The organism is Streptomyces sp. NPDC005931, from assembly GCF_042871235.1.
In the GTDB taxonomy this organism is placed as follows: domain Bacteria; phylum Actinomycetota; class Actinomycetes; order Streptomycetales; family Streptomycetaceae; genus Streptomyces.
Genome location: NZ_JBIAIG010000006.1, coordinates 1 through 19,256, shown reverse-complemented (window position 1 = coordinate 19,256; position 19,256 = coordinate 1). Strand labels below are relative to the sequence as shown.

Below are 19,256 nucleotides of genomic sequence, written 5' to 3'. Positions count from 1 at the left end.
CCGTCCTCACCGGGGACACACAGCCCCCGGCGTGCCGTTCCGCGCTCACCCACCCGGCGGATGGCGGTGCGTCGGCCGTACCGCGCCCGCGCTCGGCCGCCCGGTCGGGTCGCAGCACCGCGGGGCGCGAGGAGGGGCGGTGCGGCGCCGCTCCCCCGGGGCCTGCACGCCCGCGGTACCGCTGCGGCCGGCGCCGGAGGGGGCGCTGCCTCGGCGGGCACGGTGGCGCCGCCACGGCGGGTCCGGGCGGCCGGGGGCGTGCGCATCCAGCGCCTCCTGCGGAACCCCGCCACCGCGGCGGCGATCCGGCGGGCGGCGCGGTCGGCGGTAGCGCGGGAAGTACCCGCTCAGTATCCCCAATACCGAACGGAGGTTCGAAAGCCTCGGCGTTCGAGGGCCTCGGAGGGATCACCACCGTCGGCGGTGCTCTGCTCCTCGGCGGGCGGGCGCGCTCGGGTGACCGAGGCCGCCGGTGCCGGCACGAACCCCCCGGCCCGGGGCGCAGCACCAAGCCGCCCCGCCGGTGCCGCCGATCGGCCACGACGCCACCGCGACGGGATGTCCGGTCGCCGCCCCGGTGCCGGGACCGGCGGTCCCGGCGTCCGGGCCGTACGGCCGAGCGAGGGCCGAGCGGCCCCGCGCCGAGCGCCGCCGCACTGTGCGCGACGTGGCCTGAACCGGGTGCGCGGGAGCGCGACCGGTCCCCCGTTCCGGTCGTGCCCCCGCGACAGCTCGAAACCTACGTGGACGGCGCCGGACTGTGTACCGCACGGATGCCCGCTGTGGTGGCCGGATGGCTCAACCGTGCACAACCGCGTCCGGCAGGTCCCGATTCGTCCCCCTCGGGCACGGCCCATCAGGCCCGTTTACCCGCTCCCAGCACCGGCTGCTTCAGGTCACCCACCGCAAGGAAGGCGAGCACGACCTCGTACAGGTCGGTGCCGGCCGCGAGGAGCTGGCGCTCGAGCACGGGTTCGGCGCCGCGCACGTGCTCGCGCACGGTCTGCGCGTGGACCCCGAGACTCCGGGCGGCCCGTTCGGCGTTGCCTCCGGCGGAGATCCAGTTGCACAGGGTCCGGCGCAGGTTCCGGGCGTCCCGGTCCAGTCGCCCCAGGAGTTCCTCGGCCCAGGCGCGCACCGCGGGACCGGCCAGCAGGTGGTCGAGCCCGCGGGCGGTGGACGTGGGGCCGGTGCCCGACTGCCCCTCCTGGAGGCTGATCTGGGTGTGCAGCGCGAGGTGGACCACGGCGCGGGCGGTGACGTCGTCGAAGTCGGTGCCCAGCAGGGTCTCCACGCGTTCCATGCGGGCGCGCACGGTGTTGCGGCTGACGCCGAGGACCTTGGCCGTGTTGACGGCGGTGAACTCCAGGCCGAGGCGGGTGGTGGCGAGGAGTTCCGCACGGGTGTGGTGGGGCAGGTCGTCGAGCGGGCGCAGCACCCGAGCCGTCCAGGCGCGCAGCGCCATCGGATCCATCAGGCGTTCGGGGTGGGTGCGCTCGGCGTAGACGGCCGTCTTGTCCGGCCGGAAGCGCGCGACGGCCAGGGCGCTGACGGCCTGCCCGTACGCGGTGGCGGTCCGGGCGAGGCTCTGCCAGACGCTGCCGCCGAGGAAGGTGTCCGGGTGGCGGTCCACCAGGGACCGCAGTTCGTCGGCCGTGGCCTCGCGCGGGCTGACGACGATGACGTGGCCGTCCATGGCCGGGCACCGCACGACCAGGGCCTCGTCCTGCGTGGTGTCGAGACACTCCTCGGCGAGGCGGTCGCGCCGGCCGGGCGCGGACTCGACGATGTAGACGCACGCCATGTCGGCGTCGAGCAGGCCCGGCCAGAGTCCGGCGGCGACCCGGCGGGCCGCGACGGTGTCCTCGACCATCAGCAGCTGCAGGATCGCCAGCCGCAGGTCGGCGGTGGCCCGCCGCAGCCGCTGTCCGGCCACGGCGGTCTCCCGCGCGGTCAGCAGAAGTTCGACCACCTGGGCGGTGTACGCGACGATGTCGGTGGCAGCCCGGTCGAAGGGGGTCTCGCGGGAGACCGCGAGGACGCAGGTCCGCGAGGGGTGCTCGACCTTCACCAGGCGCAGATGGCGCCCGTCCGCCTGCCACGCGGCGGAGGCGATCCGGCCGGCGGTGATGTCGGCGGCCGGAGACCCGTCCAGCGGCATCGGCCTTCCCGCGACGACGGTGCCGGCCGCGTCCCGCAGCGTCACCGTCGCCCGCAGGGTGCCGGCGAGCCAGTCGACGACCCTGCGGACGTCCCGCCCGGCCGGCCGCAGGTGCTCCAGCAGTTCCCGCGCCCATGCCGGGGCCTCCACGACTGCCGTCTCCCTACCCCGGACTGCGTCCTCGCGGCCTGCCACCTCGGTGATCCCCTTGTCCCTCTCGCCGTCCCCGGCCCAGGTCGGGGACGTTACCTCACCCCTGCGCGCGGCTTGTCCCGGGCTGACGTCCCCGCCCGGGCGACCGTGGCACGGGCGGCTCGTGCGCGGCAGGCCGGCGCCGACGGCATAAGCTCGGTGAATGGCGAAGTACTTCGACGTGCACCCCGACAACCCCCAGCCGCGCACCATCTCCCAGGTCGCCGACAGCATCCGTGCCGACGCCCTGGTCGCGTACCCCACGGACTCGTGTTACGCACTCGGCTGCCGCCTGGGCAGCCGGGAGGGCATCGACCGGATCCGTACGATCCGCAAGCTGGACGACCGGCACCACTTCACCCTGGTGTGCCGGGACTTCGCGCAGCTCGGCCAGTTCGTACGGATCGACAACGACGTGTTCCGGGCGGTCAAGGCGTCCACGCCGGGCAGCTACACGTTCATCCTGCCCGCGACGAAGGAGGTGCCGCGCATGCTCCAGCACCCCAAGAAGAAGACGGTCGGGGTGCGCATCCCCGACCACGTGGTCACCCAGGCCCTGCTCGCCGAGCTCGGTGAGCCCCTGCTGTCCAGCACCCTGCTGCTGCCCGGCGAGGACGAGCCGCTGACCCAGGGCTGGGAGATCAAGGACCGGCTCGACCACGTGGTGGACGCGGTGCTCGACTCCGGGGACTGCGGCACCGAACCGACGACGGTGATCGACTTCTCGGGCGGGGAGGCGGAGATCGTCCGCCGGGGCGCGGGCGACACCTCCCGGTTCGAGTAGCCCGGCGAGGCGGCCGGCGGGCACGGGCCGGGGTGTCCGGTCCACGCCGGGCCGGCCACGGTTTCCCCTGGGTTGGCGCGGGCGCGTACGACGGGACCGCGGACGGGCGTCACCAGCGGCGCTGGATCGGAGGAGGAGCCACGCTCTCCCACCGGTTCACCCGGTCAACGTCCCGGCCGGACGGGAGAATCCAGGCGTCAGCGACGTCCACACCCGCCAACGGGTCGCCCGCGGGCTCGTTGTTACGGTGCACCGGTGTCCAACTCCTCACGTGATACCGCCGAGGGCGCCGGCTGGGGCGCCGTGGAACGCGGCGCGTACCGGCGACTGATGCCGCACCGGACCCGGAAGATCTCCTGGCTCGACCCGCGCATGCTGTGGGCCGCCCGCAACGGCCTGCTGGCCTCCTGGTTCGGCGATCCCACGGGGCGTACCCGCGCCCGCTGGGTGGCCCAGCGGGCGGCGGCGGGCGCACCTGCCGACAAGGTGATCCGGCGTGACGATCCGGAGCGCTTCTCGTTCCTGGTCCTCGGCGACACGGGCGAGGGCGACGAGCCCCAGTACGCGGTCGTGCCCGGGCTGCTGAAGGAGGGCCGGGACACCCGTTTCGCGATCGTCGCCAGCGATGTGATCTACCCGGTCGGCAGCGCCGACGACTACGGCGACAAGTTCTTCCGCCCGTACCGGGACTACCGGGCGCCGATCTACGCGATACCCGGCAACCACGACTGGTACGAGGACCTCGGCGCCTTCATGCGGGTGTTCTGCGGCGACGCCCCACCGCTGCCGCCGGAGCCCGCACCACGCCCCCTCACCCGGGCCTGGCTGCGCTCCCTGCTCTGGCACCGGCCTCGTCCGGACGCCGGGCAACACCTGGACCAGGCAAGGGCGTTGCGTTCGGATCCCGCCCAGCAAGCCGTCCAGCCGGGCCCTTACTGGGCGATCGACGCGGGGCCGGTGCGGATCGTCGGCATCGACACGGGCCTGCTGGGCACCGTGGACGCCGAACAGGGCGCGTGGCTGCGCGAGGTCTCCAAAGGACCGCGCCCGAAGATCCTCGTCACGGGCTCGCCCCTGTACGTGGACGGCCGGTACCGACCGTACCCGGTCGAGGGCGGCGGCACCGTGGACGACATCGTCCGCGACCCGGACCACCGCTACGTGGCGGCGATCGGCGGCGACATCCACAACTACCAGCGCTATCCGGTGCGGCTGGCGGACGGCCGCACGATCCAGTACGTCGTGGCCGGGGGCGGCGGGGCGTTCACGCACGCCACCCACACCATCCCCCGCGTGGACGTCGCCGGCGTCACCGAGCGGGACTTCCGCTGCTATCCCCTGCGCGGCGACTCCCTCGCCTTCTACAGCCGGCTCTACGGACGCCGGTTGCGGCTGCGCCGCTTCTTCACCCTCACCGACGCCGAGGCGACGGCCGTGATCGCCGAACGCCTGGCCGTCCCGCCCACCCGGGCCCCGGGCGCGCCCGTCCGGGTCACCCGGCGGATGCGGCTGGTCGCCGGCCTGCTCGGCACCGGCCGCCGGCCCGACCGCGCCCGGCGGTTCCGGCTGCCGGTGCGCAGGATCTACACGCAGGTGTTCTCGCCCGGTTCGGCCACCTACAGCCCGCCGTTCTTCAAGTGCTTCCTGCGGCTGGACGTCGGACCGGAAGCGGTGCGGCTGCGCTGCCACGCCGCCACCGGGAACCGCGCGCAGGAGGTCGACCCTCCCGTGGAGGACGAGGTGACCATCCCGCTGGTGTGAGCAGGGCGGGCCCCGCCGGTCACCAGTGTCCCGGGGCGGTGCCGGCGAGCGGCTCCGAGGGCCGGCCGTCGACCCCGACCGGGACGTCGCCGGCGAGCATCACCCGGTGCATGATCCGCGGGTGGTCGAGATGGGCGGTGTCGCCCGGGGCCAGGTGGACGGTGGCCCGGTTGTCCCAGAAGGCCACGCTGCCCGGCTCCCAGCGGAACCGCACCGTGTACTCGGGCCGGGTCGCCTGCTCCAGCAGCATCTCCAGGACGGCCGCGCTCTCCGGCCGGGACAGTCCGGTGATCTGCTCGACGTAGTAGCCGTTGACGAACAGCACCCGCTCCCCCGTCTCCGGGTGGACACGCACCAACGGGTGCACGGAGGCGACCTGGTGGTCGAGCAGGTGGCGCACGTAGGCGTCGTCGCCGGGCCGGGGCTGATAACCGACCCCGAGGCGGTGCTCGGCGCGCAGCCCGTCGACGAACTCCCGTACCGGCGCGGACAGCCCGGCGTAGGCCGCGGCAAGGTTCGCCCAGGTGGTGTCGCCTCCGTAGGGCGGGACCGTCTCGGCGCGCAGGATCGTCGCGGCCGGGGGGTCGACGCGGGCGCCGTGGTCGCAGTGCCAGCCCCGCAGCAGGGTGTGGCGGCGGCGCCTGAGCCACTCCTCGTGCCCCATGCCGAACCGTCCGCCGAGCTCCAGGCGGTCGGCGGTGGTCTCGACCTCGGGGACGTCCGCCGGGGACGCCCTGCCGCGCCGGGGCAGGACGACGGGGTCGCCGAAGCGCCGCGCCAGCACCACGTGTGCGGCGTGGCCGAGGCGCTGACCGCGGAAGAACAGCACCTTCCAGCGCAGCAGGGCGTCCCGGACGGCGGCGACCACGGCGTCGTCGAGCTCGCCGGCCAGATCGACCCCGGTGATCTCGGCGCCGATGTGCCCGGCGACCGGGCGCACCTGGATTCCGCCGCCGTTCCCGCCGCCCGCCCCGGTGTCCCGCTGGTGTGTGTTCACGCCGCTCCTGTCCGTCGTCATGCGTGCCGCTGTGCCGGTCGTCCGCGCCGGCCCGGGTCCGGACCCACTGCCGGGACGATCCTGGCAGCCGTACGGGTGCGTGGCGACAGGGCGCTCGTACGGGGGCGTGGTGACGGGGCGCTCGTACGGGGGCGTGGTGACGGGGCGCCGTCGCGCGATCGTCTTGATCAGCGCCCGCTCCGTGACCGACGCTGGAGGGACGACCACTCGTTCGACGGGAGGCCCCTCGTGATCAGCATCCCGACGCGTACCCTCAACGACGGCACGACGGTCCCGGCCATCGGTCTGGGCACCTGGCCGCTGGACGACGAGCAGGCCGAACGGGCGGTGACCACGGCCCTCGAGGCGGGCTGCCGCCTGGTCGACACGGCGGCGAACTACCGCAACGAGGCCGGCGTGGGCCGTGCCGTCGCCCGCGCCGGGATCGCGCGCGAGGAGATCGTCGTGACGACGAAGCTCCCGGGCCGGCACCACGGCTACCAGGAGACCCTCGCCTCCTTCGAGGAGTCCCGCGCCCGGCTCGGGCTGGAGTACGTCGACCTCTATCTGATCCACTGGCCGCTCCCCCGGCTCGACCGGTACGTCGACTCGTGGAAGGCCATGATCGCGCTGCGCGCGGAGGGGCTCGTGCGGTCGATCGGCGTCTCGAACTTCACGCCCGCGCACATCGAGCGCCTGGCGAAGGAGACCGGAGTGCTGCCCTCCGTCAACCAGGTCGAGTTGCACCCCTTCTTCCCCCAGGAGGAGCTGCGCGCCTTCCACGCGGACAAGGGCGTCCTCACCGAGAGCTGGAGCCCGCTGGGCCGGGGCACGCGCCTGCTCGACGACCTGGCCGTGGCCGCCGTCGCCGAGGCGCACGGCGTCACTCCGGCGCAGGCGGTGCTGCGCTGGCACATCCAGCTCGGGGCGCTGCCCGTCCCCAAGTCGGCGGATCCCGGTCGGCAGCGTGCGAACCTCGACGTCTTCGGCTTCGAGCTGGACGCCGCCCAGATGAGGACCATGACCGACCGGGCCCACCGGAGGATCGGCGGGGACCCGGCGACCCACGAGGAGTTCTGAGGCGTCCGCGCGGTGTATCCCGGTCCTGACGCTGTGGGAGCGCACGTGAAGGAGCCGCACGGTGGGCGAGCGGGACCGGCTGCGGGACCACCGCGGCAAGCGGGACGTCGACCGGACCGGGGAGCCCTCGGGAGGCCCGGCACCGGTGCCCGGGGCGCGGTCACGGTTCGTGGTGCAGACCCACGACGCGAGCACGCTGCACTTCGACTTCCGGCTCCAGGGGGGCGACGTGCTGACGTCCTGGTCGGTCCCGAAGGGCCCCCTCCGCCGACCCCGGGGACAGGCGGCTCACGGTGCCACGGAGGAGCGACCGTGCGGGACGGCCGGTCGACTTCGCCGCGTCGCTGCGCCACGGGCACGCCGCGTCCCGGCTGCCCAGGGCGAAGCTGCGCGGCGACCGCGCCCTCACCCGGTTCCGCGACGGCGGGGGCGGCGTGAGGAGGCGTGGCTGCTGGTGCGCAAGGCGTCGGGGCGCCGCTCGCAGGGCCCGTCCCGGGGCCGCGGCGCTCCGGACCCGCGGCGGGCGCGTTCGGTACGGTCCGGTCGCACCCTCGGCCAGGTCGCCACGGCCGGCGGGGGCTGAGCCCCTCGGCGGCCCGCCCGCTTCAGGGGCGGTGTTCCCGGAGCGCGGCGAGGGCGCGGTCGGCGTGGGCGTTCATGCGCAGTTCGCTGCGGATCACCTCGAGGACCGTGCGGTCCTGTCCGATGACGAAGGTGGCCCGTTTGGTGGGCGCCAGGGAGAACCCCCGCTTCACACCGAACCGTTCGCGGACCGTGCCGTCGGTGTCGGACAGCAGCGGCATCCCCAGGGCGTGCCGGCCGGCGAACTCGCGCTGCCGCTCCACGTCGTCGCCGCTGATGCCCACCGGCCGGGCCCCGACGGCGGCGAACTCGGCGGCCAGGTCCCGGAAGTGGCAGGCCTGGGCGGTGCAGCCGGGAGTCAGCGCGGCGGGGTAGAAGAAGAGCACCACCGGGCCGTCGGCGAGCAGGTCCGACAGGCGGCGCACGGTGCCCGTCTCGTCCCGCAGCGCGAAGTCCTCGACGCTGCCGCCCTTTTCCGCACGCCCGTTCACGAGCGGCCGTCCGCGCGCTTGGCGACGCCGCGGGCCCAGAGGACCAGCGGCACCTGAAGCGGCAGGCGCCCGAACGCGGCGGCCTTCTGCGGCGCGGGGCGGTGCCGCCAGTCGACGGCCATCTTCACGTTGGCGGGGAACACGCCGACGAAGAAGGCCGCCGTGGCGAGCGCGGCGGCCTTGCGGGTCCTGGGCAGCGCGACCCCGGCGGCCAGCGCGAGCTCGACGGCGCCGCTCGCGTAGGTCCAGGCCCGGGGCGTGCCGGGAAGGGAGCGCGGCACGATGTGATCGAACTGGCGCGGATCGGCGAAGTGGGCGGTGCCGGCGACGGCCAGCAGACCGGCGAGTAGCAGGGGCGAGCGTTCGGACCGGGACACGGTTCCTCCTCTGACGACCTGCCGCGCGATATTACTGCACAGTAAGGGAGCGGAGGACAGCGGGCCTCCACGGTCAGGGCCGCACCCACGGCGGCCGCCCCGCGGGCCGGAGTCCCGGCCACGCTCCCCGCCGCACACCCGTCGCGCCGTCCGCTCGGCCCACGGCCGCGCCGGGCACCCTCCGCCCGTCACGCCCTTCATGGCCCTCACCGGGGAGCACGGCCCAGCCGGTGGCGCGCCGCGCCAACAGGCCGGCGGCCGCGACCGGAGGGCGCCCGTGCGCACGCCGGGCGGGAGGTCGGGCCGACGGCCCCGGTGACGCGTCGGGCCGTCGGCGACCGCTGCCGCGGGCACCGGCCGGGCCGACCGGAGATCGCCGAGGGCGCGGCGCACCTGGTCCGCAGGTGCGGCTCCGGCGGCGGACCTGGTCCCCCGCACCGGCCCGGCCCACTGAGCCGAACGGCGGGACCCCGGCGCCGGTCGGGGGGTGCCGGGGTCCCGCCGTCGCCGTACCGGGGCACCCTCGGTGCCGTGACCCTGCCGCTGATCCCGCCCATGCTCGCCACCCCCGGCACCCTGCCGCCCGCCGCGCAGGACGCGCGCTGGGCCTACGAGACCAAGCAGGACGGCCAGCGTGCGGTGGTGTACCTCCCCGGCGACGGGAGCCTGCTGCTGCGCGCCCGCTCGGGTGAGGACATCACCGCCGCCTACCCGGAGCTGCGTCCGCTGGGGGGAGCCCTCGGCGGCACGGCTGTCGTGCTGGACGGGGAGATCTTGGCGCTGGACGAACACGGGCGTGCCAGCTTCCAGTTGCTCCAGTCGCGGATGGGGCTGGCGCACGCGCCCGGCCGGGCCGCGCGGCGGGCCGCGCAGGTGCCGGTTCATCTCGTCCTGTTCGACGTCATGCATGTGCGGGGGCGCGAGCTGCTGCGACGGCCCTATGCCGAGCGGCGCGAGCGTCTGGAGGCGCTCGGTCTGGAGGGGCCGTACTGGTCGACGCCCGCCGCGCTGGTGGGCCACGGCCGTGAGGCCCTGCGGGCCACGGTCGAGCACGGGCTGGAGGGCCTGGTGTGCAAGCGGCTGGACTCGGTGTACGAGCCGGGGGTGCGCTCCCGCGCCTGGATCAAGATCCGGAACATGCGCAGCGAGGACGTCATCGTGGGCGGCTGGCTGCCCGGCAGGGGGCGGCTGACCGGGCTGCCGGGCGCCGTACTGGTCGGCCAGCGTGCGGCGGGACGGCTGCGTTACGTCGGCGGTGTGGGAACCGGCTGGAGCGTGGCCGAGCGCGCCGAGCTCGCGGCGCTGCTGCGGGCCGCGGCGACCGACGTGTGCCCCTTCGACCCGGTACCGGCGGTGCCGGGTGCCCACTGGGTGGTGCCGCGGCTGGTCGGCGAGGTCCGCTACAGCACCCGTACCCGGGAGGGGATGCTGCGCCAGCCGTCCTGGCTGCGGCTGCGCCCGGACCTCGCTCCGGAGGAGGCGGCGGCCGACCTTCCGGACGAACCGGTGTGACACCGGCGCCGGCCCACCGGGTGCCGGCCGTTCTTCACCACGGGTACACCGACCCCCTCTTGGCATGCAACGGCCAAAGCTGGATGCTGAACCCCCTTGCCCCCCACAGCCGTTGGGCTGCGCCCGGACCAGGAGGAGGACGCAGTGTCACCGAGCACGTCCCGGACCCACCGCAGGAGATGGCTGACCGGCCTGGCCGGCGCCGTCGCACTCGTCGCCGCCTTCCCCGCCATCGCCTACGCCGCCCCGCCCCCGGCCCTGCCGGCGAACGCCGACACGCTGGAGCGCACCTACCAGCCCGCCTACGACTACGACACCGACGGCTGTTACGCGTCGCCCGCCATCAGCGCCGACGGCACCGTCAACAGCGGGCTCAAGCCGACCGGTGCCCTGAACGGCAACTGCCGCGACGCCTCGGACCTCGCCAACACCAACGGCTACGCGCGCTCGAAGTGCAACAACGGCTGGTGCGCCGTCGTCTACGCCCTGTACTTCGAGAAGGACCAGGCGCTGCCGGGCACCGGCCTCGGCGGCCACCGCCACGACTGGGAGCACGTCGTCGTCTGGGTGCAGAACAGCACCGTGCAGTACGTCTCGACGTCGAACCACGGGTCGTTCTCGATCCACGCCCGCTCGGCGGTCCGCTTCGACGGCACGCATCCGAAGATCGTGTACCACAAGGACGGCATCGGCACCCACTGCTTCCGCCTGGCCCGTGCGGGCGACGAGCCGCCGGAGAACCACCAGGGAACGTGGCAGTACCCGGCGCTGGTGGGCTGGAACGGCTATCCGGCCGGGATCCGGGAGAAACTGAGCGCATACGACTTCGGCAGCGCCCACTTCGGCCTGAAGGACGGGAGTTTCGCCTCCCGCCTGGCCGCCGCCAAGCCGTCGGGCATCCCGTTCGACCCGAACGCGTGACGAACCGCACGGGGACACGACCGCGAGGGTCTATCGTGGCGGCATGTCCGCCCCGGAACTGATCCGCATCGTGTCCCGCGACTCCCCCATGGCACTCGCTCAGGTGGAGCGCGTCAGAGCAGAGTTGGCCGCCGCCCACCCCGGTGTGCGCACCGAGGTCGTCCCCGTGAGAACGACCGGGGACAAGTGGCTGGGCGACCTGTCGAAGGTGGAGGGCAAGGGGGCGTTCACCAAGGAGGTGGACGCCGCCCTGCTGGCCGGCGAGGCGGACGTCGCCGTCCACTGCGTCAAGGACGTCCCCACCGACCGGCCACTCCCGGCGGGCACGGTGTTCGCCGCGTTCCTGAAGCGGGACGACGTCCGCGACGCGCTCGTGCACCCGGACGGGCTCACCCTGGACGAGCTCGGGCCGGGCACCCGGATCGGCACGTCCTCGGTCCGCCGGGTCGCCCAGCTGGCCGCGAGCCACCCGCAGCTGCGCTGCGTGCCGTTCCGCGGCAACGCCAACCGGCGGCTGGAGAAGCTCGCGGCCGGCGAGGCGGACGCGCTGTTGCTCGCGCTCTCCGGTCTGGAACGGATCGGGCGGCGCGACGTCGTCTCCGAGGTCCTCTCGCCCGAGACGATGATGCCGCCCATCGGCGCCGGCATCCTCGCGCTCCAGTGCCGCGAGGACGACACCGACCTGATCGACGCGGTCAGCGTCCTCGGCCACCCGGACACCCACCGGGAGGCTACCGCCGAGCGGATGTTCCTGCACGTGCTCCAGGGGCACTGCAACAGCCCGATCGCCGGGTGGGCGCGCGTGGACCGGGGCGGCGAACTGTCGCTGCGGGCCTGCGTCTTCACACCCGACGGCAAGACCCGGCTGAACGCCCACGAGTGGGCGGGCCGACTGGATCCGGCGACGCTGGGCACCTCGGTCGCCGTGGCACTGCTGCGCCAGGGCGCCCGCGAGATCATCGACGGCATCCCGCACTGACGACGACGGGCCCGAGGGGCGGCCACGGCCCCGGCCGGCACCGACGCCCCGTCAGGCGGTGCCCTCCTCGGCCTGGTCCCGCAGGAACGCGCTCACCTGGTGGGCGAGGTTCTCCCGACCGGCCCCCGGATGGGCCCCCGCGGTGCCCTCGTGCACGCCGACACCGCCGGCCCACAGCCGGCGCCCGGTCCATTCCTCGTCGACGCGCAGCTGGACCTGGATGTCGACGTGGCTCAAGGACGCCTCGGGGCCGGCCGCGTAGATCACCGCGGTGGCGCGGCGCAGCGGATAGACGTCGAATCCCTCGATGAACTGGGAGTTGCGCCAGTCGATGAACGCACTCTCCCCGTCGGGGCCGATGCGCACGTCGATCTGGCCGTCCTCGAGATGAACCCCGACGTGCCGGCCGCCGCGGTTCTCGACCGTCACACGCACACTGAAGTACGTCAGCCCCTCGGCTGCGTCGTCCCGTCCGCGCGGCGGCTCGCCCGTTTCCAGACGGTGGACGCGGACCCGCAGACCGGCATGCTCGTCGTACTCGTGCCAGTCCCCGACCACGTTCGGCTCGTACACAGTGCAACCTCTCGACTTCTGTGGCTGCTTCCTATCTGTGTGCTCCGTGCACTGTCAAATGCGCGGAATGCGCTGTGGCCAGGCAGTTCGAGCTCTCTGACCGGTGATCAAGCGCTGCGCTGGAACTATCCGCCGAACCGGCCGGACGGCCCGTTCCGGTGGCGTGCCGCACATCACGTCCCGCGCCGTGATCACCGACCCGGGCACGGGAGCGGGCCCCTCCCTGGACCGGTACCGTCCCGGCCGCGGCGGGACGCGCGGGAGCGGCCACCGCCGCGCTCCGAGAATTCCACGACACGGCACCGGGCCCCCTTTACCGGAATTCCGGGTGGCTCACATTCCGAGAAGGGTGAACATACACAACCGGACGGTCGACAATTCCGGAGCGACCGGTCGCGGACGGTGACGGAATTACGGATCCAGTTTCGAAAGGGCGGCACCCGGGAAAGCAATTCTCAGTGCTTCGGACAGGAGGCACGTCCGTGGGAAACCGGCTCGCCGGCCCCGGGCTCCTCCATGAGATCCGAGTCCGTCGGGGTTCGTCCGGGTCCGTCGAAGTCCGGCCGGGTCCGTCCGGGTCCGTGCTCCCGCGGTGTCTGTCCACCCGGCACCTGCTCAGGGAGGTGCGCGTCATGCGTCCTACCGCCGGCAGCACAAGGAAGCCCCACCCTCACGACGACGCCCCCGACACCGCCGAGGCCTTCGCCCGCCTCGCGCGGCTGCCCGAGGGGCCCGAGCGCAAGGCCCTGCGGGACGATCTGGTCCAGGCATGGCTGCCCATGGCCGAGCGGATCGCCGTCCGGTTCCGGGGGCGCGGCGAGTCCCTCGAGGACCTGTACCAGGTGGCCGCCCTGGGCCTGGTCAAGGCCGTCGACCACTACGACCCGGCCCGCGGCAACGCCTTCGAGGCGTACGCGGTACCGACGATCACCGGGGAGATCAAGCGGCACTTCCGCGATCACATGTGGACCCTGCACGTGCCGCGCCGCGTGCAGGACCTGCGCAACCGGGTGCGGCACGCGGTCAAGGAGCTGGCGCAGACGACCCCCGGCCGGCCGCCCTCGGTCACCGAGATCGCCGCGTACACCCGGCTCACCGAGAGCGAGGTGCGCACCGGGATGGAGGCACTGGAGTGCTTCTCCGCGCTGTCCCTGGAGGCGGAGATGCCCGGCACCGACGGCTACGCCCTCGGGGACGCACTCGGCGGGCCGGACCCGGCGTACGACACGGTCGTCGACCGGGTGGCGGTACGGCCCTGCCTGGAGGCGCTCCCGGAGCGCGAGCGGGTAATCCTCTATCTGCGGTTCTTCCGGGGAATGACGCAGAGCGGCATCGCGGAGCAGCTCGGCATCTCGCAGATGCACGTCTCGCGGCTGCTGAGCAGCTGCTTCGCCCAGTTGCGCGAGGAGCTGACGGCGGAGACGGCCGGCTGAGGCGCGTCGTGGGACGCACCGCCGTGCGGGTCACTGCTCCGGCGGCGCGCCCGGGATCTGGGTGGGGCCGAGCCGGTCGAGTGCGTCCTCCAGCTCGGCGCGGATCTCGACGGGCATGACACCGGTGCGTCCCCAGACCAGGATCATCTCGGCCACGTTGCGCAGCTTGATGTTGGTGTGCTGGGAGACCTCCTTCAGCACCGCCCACCCCTGGTCGGGCGAGACCCGGCCGAGCGCGACGACCATCCCGATCGCCTGGTCCACCACCGCGTGCGAGACGACCGCCTCCTTCAGCTGGCGCACCTCCTGCTCCAGCTGGAGGATCCGGTCCGAGCCCCCGTCCGTGGGCATGGTCACCTCCGGGTCCGGTGTGCCGCTCCTGTGACGCGCTCACGTAGTGCTTGAGTGCCTTCACCCAGTGTCCGACCCATCCATCGTCGTCACTCGGCCCGCCCCGTGCCACCGGGGCGGGCCCGGGGGCGCCCGGGGCCGCCGTTTCGGGACCGCCGCCGGGGTACTCGGCAGGCGCCAGGAGCGGTTCGGGGCGGACACTGGTGCCATTGCGATGGCCGCCAGGCCGACGAGATCAGGACGCGACTGCCATGAACCACGACATGCCCTCCCCCGCCGGCGCCACGGACGTCTTCTCGACGCACTCCGTGTTCGGCGCACCCTGCTGGGTGAGCCTGACCAGCCGCGACGTGAAGACGACCGAGGAGTTCTACGGGGCCGTGCTCGGCTGGCAGTGGCGCCAGGCCCGCCTCGGCGACCGGTTCCGGATCGCGCTGGTGGACGGCTCGCCGGTGGCCGGGATCGCCGGGGTGGCGACCATGTGGCAGATGGCGGTGGCCTGGACGCCGTACTTCGCGGTGCCGAGCGCCGACGAGGCCGTGGCACGGGTGCAGGAGCGGGGCGGCACGACCGCGGTCGGCCCGATCTCGCTGCCGCCCGGGCGGGCGGCCCTGCTGGCCGACCGGGACGGGGCGACGTTCGGGATCTGGGAGGGCGAGCTGTTCACCGACTGGCCCACCTGGCGGCGCGCCCAGCCGGCGTTCATCAAGCTGCACACCCGGGACGCCTTCGACTCCGCGATCTTCTACGGCGAGGTCTTCGACTGGGCGTCCGACAAGCCCGGCTGCTGCGAGGTGCAGTACGAGGGCGGTGAGGTGGTGCTGCGCAGCGGCGGGGACGTGGTGGCGCGCATCGAGTCGGGGGCGCTGGGGTCGGCGCCGGACCCGCGGATCCGGCCGCACTGGCAGGTGCACTTCGCGGTGGCCGACGTGGCCGCCTGCGCCCGCGCCGCCGAACGGCACGGCGGCAGTGTGCTCTCCCTGGAGGGCGACGAGGCGGTGCTGCGCGACAACGACGGCGCCCAGTTCACGGTGACCTCCCGCCGCGGGCGCTGACCCGCGGCGGGAGGCCGCGCGCCCGCGGGTCAGTTCCGGGCGGTGCGCGACGGGCGGGACAGCAGCACCAGGCTGCGCGCCTCCACGGTCAGGCCGGTGCCCGCCTTGTGCTCCTGCTCGTCCGGGACGCCCTCCGGGTCGGCGGTGTCGATCAGTGTCGCCCACCGTTCGCCGTACGTGGTGTCCGGCAGGCGGAAGTGCACCGGCTCCCAGTGGCCGTTGAGCAGCAGCAGGAAGGAGTCGTCCACCAGCGGCCGGCCGTGCGGGCCGGGTTCGACGATGGCGTCGCCGTTGAGGAAGACGCCGACCGAGTGGGCGTCGGAGCGTTGCCAGTCCTCCTCGGTCATCTCCTCGGCGTCCGGCAGCAGCCACACCAGGTCGGGCAGCGGCTGGTCGGCGTGGCGCACGGTCTCCCCGCGGAAGAACCGGCGTCGGCGCAGCACGGGATGGGCGGTGCGCAGGGCGATGAGGTGCCGGGTGAAGTCCAGCAGCCCGCGCTGCTCGTCCGCCGGCCGCCAGTCGACCCAGGAGATCTCGTTGTCCTGGCAGTAGGCGTTGTTGTTGCCGCGCTGGGTGCGGCCCAGCTCGTCGCCGTGGGAGAGCATGGGGATGCCCTGGGACAGCAGCAGGGTGGCGAGGAAGTTGCGCTGCTGCCGGGCACGCAGCTCCAGCACCGCGGGATCGTCGGTGTCGCCCTCGACCCCGCAGTTCCATGAGCGGTTGGCGCTCTCGCCGTCGCGGTTGCCCTCGCCGTTGGCCTCGTTGTGCTTGTCGTTGTACGAGACGAGGTCGCGCAGGGTGAAACCGTCGTGCGCGGTGACGAAGTTGACGCTCGCGCGGGGCCGGCGCCTGCTGTGGGCGTACAGGTCGGAGGAGCCGGTCAGCCGGGAGGCGAACTCGCCGAGGGTGTGGTCCTCGCCGCGCCAGAAGTCCCGGACCGCGTCGCGGTACTTGCCGTTCCACTCCGACCACAACGGCGGGAAGTTGCCCACCTGATAGCCGCCCTCCCCCACGTCCCAGGGCTCGGCGATCAGCTTGACGCGGCTGATCACCGGGTCCTGCTGGATCAGGTCGAAGAACGCCGAGAGCCGGTCCACCTCGTGGAACTGCCGGGCCAGCGTGGCCGCGAGATCGAAACGGAACCCGTCCACGTGCATCTCGGTGACCCAGTACCGCAGCGAGTCCATGATCAGCTGGAGCACGTAGGGGTGACGCATCAGCAGGCTGTTGCCGGTGCCGGTGGTGTCGTAGTAGTGGGACCAGTCACCGTCGACGAGGCGGTAGTAGGAGGAGTTGTCGATGCCGCGGAAGGAGAGGGTGGGGCCCTTCTCGTTGCCCTCGGCGGTGTGGTTGTAGACGACGTCGAGGATCACCTCGAGGCCGGCCGCGTGCAGGGTGCGCACCATCTCCTTGAACTCGGTGACCTGCTGTCCGCGGGTGCCGCGGGCGGCGTAGGCGTTGTGCGGGGCGAAGAAGCCGATGGTGTTGTAGCCCCAGTAGTTGGCGAGGCCCCGGCCCTGGAGCACGCCGTCCTGGACGAACTGGTGCACCGGCATCAGCTCCACGGCGGTGACGCCCAGCGAGGTCAGGTGCTCCACCACCGCGGGGTGCGCCAGACCGGCGTAGGTGCCGCGCAGTTCGGCGGGGACCTCGGGATGCGTACGGGTCAGGCCCTTGACGTGGGCCTCGTAGATCACGGTGTCGGCGTAGGGTCGGCCGGGCCGGGTGTCGTCGCCCCAGTCGAAGGCGGGGTCGGTCACCACGCCGAGCATGGTGTGTCCGGCGCTGTCGGCCGGGTCGGGGCCGTCGGGGTCGCGCTCGTACAGGGAGAGGTGGTTGTCGATCTGCCCGTCCACGGCGGTGGCGTACGGGTCGAGCAGCAGCTTCGCCGGATTGCACCGGTGGCCCGCCGAGGGCGCCCAGGGGCCGTGCACCCGGTAGCCGTAGCGCTGTCCGGGGCCGACACCGGGCAGGTGGCCGTGCCACACGAAGCCGTCGACCTCGGTCAGCGCGACGGTGGTGTGCGTGCCGTCGTCGTCCACGAGGACCAGGTCCACCTGCTCGGCGACCTCGCTGAAGAGCGCGAAGTTGGTGCCCTCGCCGTCGAAGGTGGCGCCCAGCGGGTAGGGGCGCCCGCTCCAGGCGGGCGCCCCTTTCCGGTTCCGGCGGCGGTTCACCGGGCGTCCTCCAGGATGCCGTTCGGTGTGCGGACCCGGCCGGTCAGCTGGGAAACGCTGAGCTCGCGGGGCAGGTCCAGTCCCTCGCTGGCCCTCGGGTCGGGGCCGGTGGGCACCAGCGGGACGCGCTCGCCGGCGCGGGCGCGCTGCGAGAACCAGATGACCTTGCTGCCGGTCTCGGTGGCGCAGCAGCCCCAGCCGTCGCTGCTCGCGGCGATGTGCTCGAGGCAGCCGCGCAGTTCCTGGTCCGGGCGCAGGGCGCGGTCGTTGTCCCCGATGGCGGTGATGAGGTGCTGGCCGTTCCACCACATCTCGATCGACGTGTTCTTGTCCGTGGCGTGCTCGTCGATGGCCCGCAGCAGCATCTCGGTGCCGCGGCAGACGGGCTCCATGAGGTTCTCCAGGTCCCAGAACCGGAGGTGAGCGGCCAGAATGCGGCTGACCTGTCCCACCCTCTCCGGGCTGACTTCCACCTCGAGGTGGTAGTAGCAGGGCACTGCGGTCTTCATCGTCGTCGGCTCCTCACCGCGAGGCTCCCGTACCTCCGCACCCCCGCGGGACGCGGCCCCGAACACGGTACGTGAGCGGCTATCGCTTCTGAGTCACCTACAGCGTGAGGGGGTTGACCCATTCGTGCAACAGGAGCGCACGCCTGAGGCGTGAGTGGCGACAAGTGAGCAGCCGGAGCACCGCCGGGTGGTCCGGCCGGACCACATGGAGCAACGGTCATCGTTGAAAATCCAACAAGACGCTGGGTCACGATCCGTGCACCATGTGTGAAGACCTCGATCGCCGTTACGGGTCCGTGCCGCTGTGGTGCACGGCCGCCGCCCGACCGTCGGGACAACGTGCCCCCATCGAGCCCCGGAAAGGTGAACGGCGCCATGCTGCTACCCGCCAGAGCCGAAGTTGCCCGGCAGCTGCGCCGTTACCGGGCCTGGGAACGCGTGATGCTGGCGGCCCCGGCCGACCGCACGGTGCGGGCCACGTTCGAGGACTCCGGCTACACCCTCTGCGTACTGATGGGAAAGCGCTGCGCACGGGAGGCCGCGGACGCCGCCGAACGGTACCTGCGCACCGGCCTCGTCACCTGTCTGCAGGAACAGAACGACAGGCCCCGTCCGGCCGCGGCGGTCAGACGCGGCCCACCGGCCGTCGAGCGGCGCTCCCCGGCGGGACGGTAAGGGCCGTCCCGCCGCAGTGTGGTCCCCACGACCGGGCGCCGGCCCGGACTCGAGTACGGCGGAGGTGCAGACCATGAAGGCGACCCGGTCCATCGGTCGTGTCCCGGTGCGGGATGTACGGCCGTCCGTGGAGTGCGGCAGGCGGCCGGCGAAGGCCGTCGTCGGCGAGACGTTCGAGGTCACGGCCACCGTGTTCCGCGAGGGGCACGACGCGGTGGGGGCCAATGTCGTACTGAGGGACCCCGGGGGCCACCCGAAGCCGTTCACCCCGATGCGCGAACTGGCCCCCGGCAGCGACCGGTGGGGCGCCGAGGTCACCCCGGACGGCGTGGGCCTGTGGAGCTACCGCGTGGAGGCGTGGGGCGATCCGGTCACCACCTGGCGCGGCGTCGCCACCGTCAAGGTTCCCGCCGGGATCGACACCGGCCTGGTTCTGGAGGAGGGAGCCGACCTCTACGAGCGTGCAGCGGCCGGGGTCCCGCCGGACGACGGGCGGGACGTGCTCCTCGCCGCGGCCGGGACCCTGCGCGACGACTCCCTGCCCTGTGCCACCCGGCTGGCGGCGGCGTTGACGCCGGAGGTGGACGCGGTGCTGGCGCGGTATCCGCTGCGGGAGCTGGTGACCGGCAGTGAGCCGTTGCCGCTG

The 19,256-nt window shown here is 73.5% G+C and carries 18 protein-coding genes and 1 pseudogene; 11 read left to right on the top strand and 8 right to left on the bottom strand.

The window, feature by feature from the left end; all coding sequences use genetic code 11:
• Positions 1-856 precede the first annotated feature (856 nt).
• Entirely contained in the window at positions 857-2,356 is a 1,500-nt protein-coding gene (locus tag ACFYOV_RS16180; protein WP_389087975.1) for a helix-turn-helix domain-containing protein, read from the bottom strand.
• A 160-nt stretch (positions 2,357-2,516) separates the two neighbouring features.
• On the opposite strand from ACFYOV_RS16180, the gene ACFYOV_RS16175 reads away from it, so the two are divergent.
• Positions 2,517-3,137, top strand: a complete 621-nt coding sequence (locus tag ACFYOV_RS16175) for an L-threonylcarbamoyladenylate synthase (RefSeq protein WP_389087973.1) — start codon at positions 2,517-2,519, stop codon at positions 3,135-3,137.
• 255 nt (positions 3,138-3,392) lie between these two features.
• Positions 3,393-4,898, top strand: a complete 1,506-nt coding sequence (locus ACFYOV_RS16170; protein WP_389087970.1) for a metallophosphoesterase family protein — start codon at positions 3,393-3,395, stop codon at positions 4,896-4,898.
• A 19-nt stretch (positions 4,899-4,917) separates the two neighbouring features.
• On the opposite strand, the gene ACFYOV_RS16165 is transcribed toward ACFYOV_RS16170, so the two are convergent.
• A complete protein-coding gene (locus tag ACFYOV_RS16165; RefSeq protein WP_389087968.1) occupies positions 4,918-5,916 on the bottom strand; it encodes a TauD/TfdA dioxygenase family protein in 999 nt (332 codons plus the stop codon).
• A gap of 228 nt (positions 5,917-6,144) precedes the next feature.
• On the opposite strand from ACFYOV_RS16165, the gene ACFYOV_RS16160 reads away from it, so the two are divergent.
• Complete coding sequence (locus ACFYOV_RS16160) at positions 6,145-6,975, top strand: aldo/keto reductase (protein ID WP_389087966.1); 831 nt, start codon at positions 6,145-6,147, stop codon at positions 6,973-6,975.
• A gap of 61 nt (positions 6,976-7,036) precedes the next feature.
• Positions 7,037-7,558 (top strand): annotated as a pseudogene (locus ACFYOV_RS16155) (DNA polymerase ligase N-terminal domain-containing protein).
• Between the two features lie 22 nt (positions 7,559-7,580).
• On the opposite strand, the gene ACFYOV_RS16150 reads toward ACFYOV_RS16155, so the two are convergent.
• Positions 7,581-8,048, bottom strand: a complete 468-nt coding sequence (locus ACFYOV_RS16150; protein WP_389087963.1) for a peroxiredoxin — start codon at positions 8,046-8,048, stop codon at positions 7,581-7,583.
• Positions 8,045-8,425 (bottom strand): DoxX family protein, encoded by a 381-nt coding sequence (locus tag ACFYOV_RS16145; RefSeq protein ID WP_389087961.1) that lies wholly within the window; start codon positions 8,423-8,425, stop codon positions 8,045-8,047. Before ACFYOV_RS16145 ends, ACFYOV_RS16150 begins: the two co-directional genes overlap by 4 nt.
• A gap of 531 nt (positions 8,426-8,956) precedes the next feature.
• Between ACFYOV_RS16145 and ACFYOV_RS16140 the strand changes: the two genes are divergently transcribed.
• From ACFYOV_RS16140 to hemC, 3 genes are all read left to right on the top strand, one after another.
• Positions 8,957-9,937, top strand: coding sequence for an ATP-dependent DNA ligase (locus tag ACFYOV_RS16140; protein WP_389087959.1), 981 nt, complete (start codon positions 8,957-8,959; stop codon positions 9,935-9,937).
• 144 nt (positions 9,938-10,081) lie between these two features.
• Positions 10,082-10,858 carry an NPP1 family protein gene (locus tag ACFYOV_RS16135; RefSeq protein WP_389087957.1) on the top strand — a complete coding sequence of 259 codons (777 nt, stop codon included), beginning with the start codon at positions 10,082-10,084 and terminating at the stop codon, positions 10,856-10,858.
• A 43-nt stretch (positions 10,859-10,901) separates the two neighbouring features.
• Positions 10,902-11,837 (top strand): hydroxymethylbilane synthase, encoded by a 936-nt coding sequence (hemC, locus tag ACFYOV_RS16130; RefSeq protein ID WP_389087954.1) that lies wholly within the window; start codon positions 10,902-10,904, stop codon positions 11,835-11,837.
• Between the two features lie 51 nt (positions 11,838-11,888).
• Here the strand turns inward: hemC and ACFYOV_RS16125 are convergent, their stop codons facing one another.
• On the bottom strand, positions 11,889-12,410 hold the full coding sequence (locus ACFYOV_RS16125) for a hypothetical protein (RefSeq protein ID WP_389087952.1): 522 nt from the start codon (positions 12,408-12,410) through the stop codon (positions 11,889-11,891).
• A gap of 632 nt (positions 12,411-13,042) precedes the next feature.
• On the opposite strand from ACFYOV_RS16125, the gene ACFYOV_RS16120 reads away from it, so the two are divergent.
• Complete coding sequence (locus ACFYOV_RS16120) at positions 13,043-13,843, top strand: RNA polymerase sigma factor SigF (protein ID WP_389087950.1); 801 nt, start codon at positions 13,043-13,045, stop codon at positions 13,841-13,843.
• 30 nt (positions 13,844-13,873) lie between these two features.
• Here ACFYOV_RS16120 and ACFYOV_RS16115 read toward each other — a convergent pair whose 3' ends face one another.
• A complete protein-coding gene (locus ACFYOV_RS16115; RefSeq protein ID WP_389087947.1) occupies positions 13,874-14,194 on the bottom strand; it encodes an ANTAR domain-containing protein in 321 nt (106 codons plus the stop codon).
• A gap of 251 nt (positions 14,195-14,445) precedes the next feature.
• On the opposite strand from ACFYOV_RS16115, the gene ACFYOV_RS16110 reads away from it, so the two are divergent.
• Positions 14,446-15,249: a VOC family protein gene (locus ACFYOV_RS16110; RefSeq protein ID WP_389087945.1), complete on the top strand. Its 804-nt coding sequence runs from the start codon at positions 14,446-14,448 to the stop codon at positions 15,247-15,249.
• A gap of 29 nt (positions 15,250-15,278) precedes the next feature.
• Here ACFYOV_RS16110 and glgX read toward each other — a convergent pair whose 3' ends face one another.
• Positions 15,279-17,426, bottom strand: a complete 2,148-nt coding sequence (gene glgX, locus ACFYOV_RS16105) for a glycogen debranching protein GlgX (RefSeq protein WP_389087943.1) — start codon at positions 17,424-17,426, stop codon at positions 15,279-15,281.
• The gene (locus ACFYOV_RS16100; protein ID WP_389087940.1) at positions 17,423-17,935 is read right to left on the bottom strand and encodes a pep a2; all 513 of its coding nucleotides are present in this window, start codon (positions 17,933-17,935) and stop codon (positions 17,423-17,425) included. Before ACFYOV_RS16100 ends, glgX begins: the two co-directional genes overlap by 4 nt.
• A 375-nt stretch (positions 17,936-18,310) precedes the next feature.
• Here ACFYOV_RS16100 and ACFYOV_RS16095 point away from each other — a divergent pair, with 375 nt between their 5' ends.
• Both ACFYOV_RS16095 and ACFYOV_RS16090 read left to right on the top strand, forming a co-directional pair.
• Entirely contained in the window at positions 18,311-18,610 is a 300-nt protein-coding gene (locus ACFYOV_RS16095; RefSeq protein ID WP_389087938.1) for a DUF5133 domain-containing protein, read from the top strand.
• Positions 18,611-18,683: 73 nt separating this feature from the next.
• Positions 18,684-19,256, top strand: a 573-nt coding sequence (locus tag ACFYOV_RS16090) for a maltotransferase domain-containing protein (protein ID WP_389087935.1), incomplete at its 3' end; no start/stop codon positions are given.

Bases quoted from the DNA above. Each gene is read 5' to 3' on its own strand.
- hemC (WP_389087954.1), top strand. From the start codon at position 10,902: ATGTCCGCCCCGGAACTGATCCGCATCGTGTCCCGCGACTCCCCCATG.
- ACFYOV_RS16115 (WP_389087947.1), bottom strand. From the start codon at position 14,194: ATGCCCACGGACGGGGGCTCGGACCGGATCCTCCAGCTGGAGCAGGAG.
- ACFYOV_RS16175 (WP_389087973.1), top strand. From the start codon at position 2,517: ATGGCGAAGTACTTCGACGTGCACCCCGACAACCCCCAGCCGCGCACC.
- ACFYOV_RS16095 (WP_389087938.1), top strand. From the start codon at position 18,311: ATGCTGCTACCCGCCAGAGCCGAAGTTGCCCGGCAGCTGCGCCGTTAC.
- ACFYOV_RS16165 (WP_389087968.1), bottom strand. From the start codon at position 5,916: ATGACGACGGACAGGAGCGGCGTGAACACACACCAGCGGGACACCGGG.
- ACFYOV_RS16110 (WP_389087945.1), top strand. From the start codon at position 14,446: ATGAACCACGACATGCCCTCCCCCGCCGGCGCCACGGACGTCTTCTCG.
- ACFYOV_RS16100 (WP_389087940.1), bottom strand. From the start codon at position 17,935: ATGAAGACCGCAGTGCCCTGCTACTACCACCTCGAGGTGGAAGTCAGC.
- ACFYOV_RS16120 (WP_389087950.1), top strand. From the start codon at position 13,043: ATGCGTCCTACCGCCGGCAGCACAAGGAAGCCCCACCCTCACGACGAC.